6 protein-coding genes are annotated in these 4,245 nt (G+C 62.0%); all 6 read left to right on the forward strand.

Going from position 1 to position 4,245, the window contains the following annotated elements; genetic code table 11:
* Nucleotides 1-533, forward strand: a 533-nt coding sequence (locus tag QZY07_RS15750; RefSeq protein WP_295404687.1) for a chemotaxis protein CheW, incomplete at its 5' end; no start/stop codon positions are given.
* Between the two features lie 193 nt (nucleotides 534-726).
* A complete protein-coding gene (locus tag QZY07_RS15755) occupies nucleotides 727-1,053 on the forward strand; it encodes a multidrug efflux SMR transporter (RefSeq protein WP_295404690.1) in 327 nt (108 codons plus the stop codon).
* Nucleotides 1,050-1,415 (forward strand): response regulator, encoded by a 366-nt coding sequence (locus tag QZY07_RS15760; RefSeq protein ID WP_295404693.1) that lies wholly within the window; start codon nucleotides 1,050-1,052, stop codon nucleotides 1,413-1,415. Before QZY07_RS15755 ends, QZY07_RS15760 begins: the two co-directional genes overlap by 4 nt.
* Before the next feature lie 4 nt (nucleotides 1,416-1,419).
* On the forward strand, nucleotides 1,420-2,034 hold the full coding sequence (locus QZY07_RS15765; RefSeq protein WP_295404696.1) for a chemotaxis protein CheX: 615 nt from the start codon (nucleotides 1,420-1,422) through the stop codon (nucleotides 2,032-2,034).
* Nucleotides 2,034-3,038: a GGDEF domain-containing protein gene (locus tag QZY07_RS15770; RefSeq protein ID WP_295404699.1), complete on the forward strand. Its 1,005-nt coding sequence runs from the start codon at nucleotides 2,034-2,036 to the stop codon at nucleotides 3,036-3,038. Before QZY07_RS15765 ends, QZY07_RS15770 begins: the two co-directional genes overlap by 1 nt.
* Nucleotides 3,039-3,105: 67 nt before the next feature.
* The coding region (locus tag QZY07_RS15775; protein WP_295404702.1) for an Hpt domain-containing protein at nucleotides 3,106-4,245 on the forward strand (1,140 nt) is incomplete at its 3' end.

Raw genomic sequence — 4,245 nt, forward strand, 5'->3', positions numbered from 1 at the left:
AGACGGCCGGAACCAGCCGGAGCGAGACTGCCGATGAGGTCACCCAGTACCTGACTTTCTCGGTGTCCGACGAGCGCCTGGCGATGTCGATCAATGCGGTCAAGGAGATCATCGAGACCCCGCAGGTGACGCGGGTACCGATGACGCCCGACTACATTCGCGGCGTCATCAATCTGCGCGGCAGCGTGGTGCCGGTCATCGACCTGGGCGCGCGCCTGGGGCGCGGTCCGCTGACCCTGACCAAGCGCAGTTGCGTGGTGCTGGTCGAGGTTCAGGTCGGCGACGAGGGGCATGTGCTGGGCATGCTGGTCGACGAGGTCAAAAACATTCTTGACATCCCCCCCGAGGACGTCAAGCCGCCTCCGGAGTTCGGCTCCGAGATCCGCACCGACTTCATCGAGGCCATGGGACGGGTGGACGATGTCTTCGTCATCATCCTGAGCGTCGATCATGTCCTGTCGGTGCAGGAACTGGCCAGCCTGCGGCGACTGAGCGAGGAGGCGGTCCCCCATGCTTCGGATGTGGATGCTTAGTCGTGTTGTGTTGGCGATCGTCAACCGAATATCATTTGGTTGACGGTGAGGGGATTTCTTCAAATCACCTTGCCAGCAAGGTCGCGGAGTTTCGGTTGCCGACACTGGGGGCAGGGTTTCAACCCGCCCCTACAACGATGCCGAATGAGATGGCGTGCTCCTGAACTCCTCTTCAACCAACGAGTAAGTGTGCATGCAACACTGGTTTTTTCTGGCTGGGGCAATCGCTCTTGAGGTGGCGGGGACGACCGCCATGAAGCTCTCCGCGAGTTTCACGAAGCTGGTTCCCTCGGTGCTTCTCTTTGTGTTTTATGCCGCCTCCTTTGTGGCGTTGACCCTTGCGTTGAAGAAAATCGACGTGAGCGTTGCCTATGCCGTGTGGTCTGGCGTTGGAACCGCGCTGATTGCCGCCATCGGCATCCTGTATTTTCGTGAGCCGGCGACCGCTCTCAAGTTCATCAGCCTCCTGTTGATCATTGTCGGTGTGGTGGGGCTCCTTCTCGGTGGCGAAAAACATTGAATCACTCTCTCCTTTTGATCGTCGATGACAGCAAGATGGCCCGCCTGATGATCGGCAAGCTCATCCGTGAGCTGCGCCCCGACTGGCGCATCGCCGAGGCCGCGAACGGCGCCGAGGCCCTGGCCATGATCGGGGAGGAGCCGCCCGCTTTCGTCAGTCTGGATATCAACATGCCCGGCATGAGCGGCCTGGAAGTCGCCGGTCGCATCCGTCTGCATTACCCGGAGATCCGGATCGTCATCTGCACGGCCAACATCCAGGACGCGGTGCGCAAGACCGCCGAGAAAGCCGGCGTCAAGTTTGTCGCCAAGCCGATTACCCCGGAGGCGATCACCGAGATGGTGGGTCTGTTCGAGGAGTAACCCGGTGTTCCAACTCAACGAGCTACAGTACGACGCGCTGCGGGAATTGTTCAATCTTGGCGTTGGACGGGCCGCGCGCAGTCTGAGCCTCATGGTCCAGGACGCGGTTGAACTGTCCACGCCGGTCGTGACCTTGGTCAAGCCCGCCGATGTCGCCACGACCCTGCTTGGGTCGGAGTTCAGACAACTGAGTCTGGTGATGATCGACTTCACCGGCCCCTTCGATGCGCAGGCCATCCTGCTCTTTCCGGAACGCAACGCCCTGGCGATCATCAGTCACATGCTCGATCCCGACATGTCTCCGGAAGAATTGTCCGAGTTCGAGCAGGAGGCGATGTGCGAAATCGGCAATATCATCCTCAATGCCTGCATCAGTGCCCTGGCCGATGAGTTCGCTGTCGAATTCCAGGGCGGGCTGCCGATGCATTACTTCAGCGATACCGATTCGCTGCCGCTCCTCGACCTTGGTGGGGATCGGATTGTCCTGCTGCTGCAAATCCATCTGACCATGCGCCAGGAACGGATTCAGGGCCATTTGATCTTCCTGCTCAGCGTCAGCTCCCTGGCTATCTTGCGGGAGTGCGTCGACGCCTACCTGACGCGGGTTGGGGTCATCTGATGGACCGCGAATTCGGTCAACAACTGATCGATCACCTGCAGGCCGGTATCATCCTGCTTGATCAAGAGGGGCGGGTTCTTGCCTGGAACGCCTGGATGGTCCGGCATAGCCGGTTGACCTTCAGCGAGGTGGTCACCCGGCGCCTCGATGAGGTGTTCCCCGAGATGCAACACACCCGGCTTCAGGACGCGATCGAGCAAGCCTTGCGTTTCCGGCTGTCGTCGATGCTGGCGCCCGGATTGAATGCCGCCGTTCTGCCGCTCGACCATCAACCGGGAGATCGCCGGCTCGCCCGGCGGATGCAGCCGCTGATCTATGTCACCCCCATGCGCCATGCGCAATATACCTGTCTGATTCAGATTCAGGACATGACCGCCATGGTGCGTCGGGAGCGTCGGCTGCGCGCTCAATCCACGCAGTTGATCGCGACGACCTATCGCGACGCGCTCACCGGGGTGGGCAATCGTCGCCGCCTCGACCATGACCTGGCGGCGATATTCGGTGATGCTCAGAACAAGCAACACTCCTTGGCCTTGCTGATGATCGATATCGATGACTTCAAGGCCTACAACGACTGCCTCGGTCACCCCAAGGGCGATGAATGCCTGATCCTGGTTGCAACGGCCCTGCAGGAGGGACTGCGCCAGCGGGGCGATTGTGTCTCGCGCTATGGCGGCGAGGAATTCGCTCTACCCCTGCCCGAGACTGATCGAGACCTGGCCTGCTCGATCGCGGAACGGCTGCGTCTGTTGGTCGAGGGTCTCGGGCTGCCACACCCTGCCTCGCGCGTCGGCCAGTTGATCACCGTGAGCATCGGCGTCAGCGCCATGGTCCCGGTGGGCGAACAGTCCCCCAGTGACTTGATCGGTCAGGCCGATCAGGCGCTCTACCAAGCCAAGGATGAGGGGCGAAATCGATGCGTGTATTTCGGCGCGGATCCCCATGCCGTGCCTCTCTGTCCTCATCCCCTGGGACCGATTGCCGTGTCGTCGTCACGGAGGTAATCGGTTTGTTAGCGCGCGAACAGGTTGTCGCTGGCCATCCCGTCGACTCGGCGGCGGACGGTCCGACATGATCCTGGACGACGAACGGCAGTCCTTCCTGCTGGCATTCATGGAAGAGACGACGGACTTGCTCCAGTCGATGGAGGACGCGCTCCTCGCGCTTGAAGGCGATCCCGGCGATCGCGAATCGCTGAACGCGGTCTTCCGGGCCATGCACACGATCAAGAGCATGGCTGGTGTCTTCGGTTATACGCCCGTGGTGAACTTTACTCACGCGGTCGAGACCCTGATGGACAAGCTCCGGACCGGCCGCAGGGTTCTGACCGCGTCACTGATCGCGACCTTGTTTGAATGCCGTGACCATACGGCGCGCTTGGTCGATTTCATCCTGGCCGATGTCGAGGGGGATGCGCCGCTGGATGAGACTCTGGTTCTCGCGGGCGAGGCCCTGCTGGCGCGGATCGAGAAGCCCCGCGAGTTTGCTGCGGACGCCGGCGGCGCGACGACCCTCGCTCCAGCCCTGACCCAAATCCGTATCGAAGCCCCGGCACCTACCGATGACGGTAGCGAGCTGCGCATCCGGGAATCCGGTTCGGCGTATACCCGCTATCTCGAACTGCTGGCGATGCCGCCCGACGAACAGGTGGGCTGTATCGGCGATCTGCTGGTCTCGATCGGCGCGCTGACCCCGCATGAGCTGACTAGCGCGCTGCGGACCCAGAATGGCGCCGACCAGGCATCGGCGATGTCGGATGGCCCTCCGTTCAAGCGGCGTCTGGGCGAGATCCTGGTCGAGCAGGGGGTCGCCACGCCAGACTTGGTCGGGCAAGCCGCAAGAACCCAGGAGGCTGTGCGTCACCGCCGCCAGGAAGAAACGCGCCAGATCCGCGTCGACGCCCAGCGTCTCGGCCATCTCATCGACCTGGTCGGCGAACTGGTCACCAGCAGCGCCGCGATCCGCGTCATGGTCAAGCGCGCCGGCATCGAGGACATGACCGAGGTGGTCGACGGTGTCGATTATCTGGTGTCCGAGATCCGCGACAACGCCCTGCAACTGCGCATGGTCCCGATCGGCGAAAGCCTCTCGCGCTTTCGGCGCGTGGTGCGCGACGCCAGCCAGGAACTCGGCAAATCCATCGAACTGATCATCACCGGCGGCGAGACCGAACTCGACAAAACCGTGGTCGAAAAGATCACCGACCCGCTC

It is taken from the genome of uncultured Thiocystis sp., from assembly GCF_903866365.1.
GTDB lineage: Bacteria > Pseudomonadota > Gammaproteobacteria > Chromatiales > Chromatiaceae > Chromatium.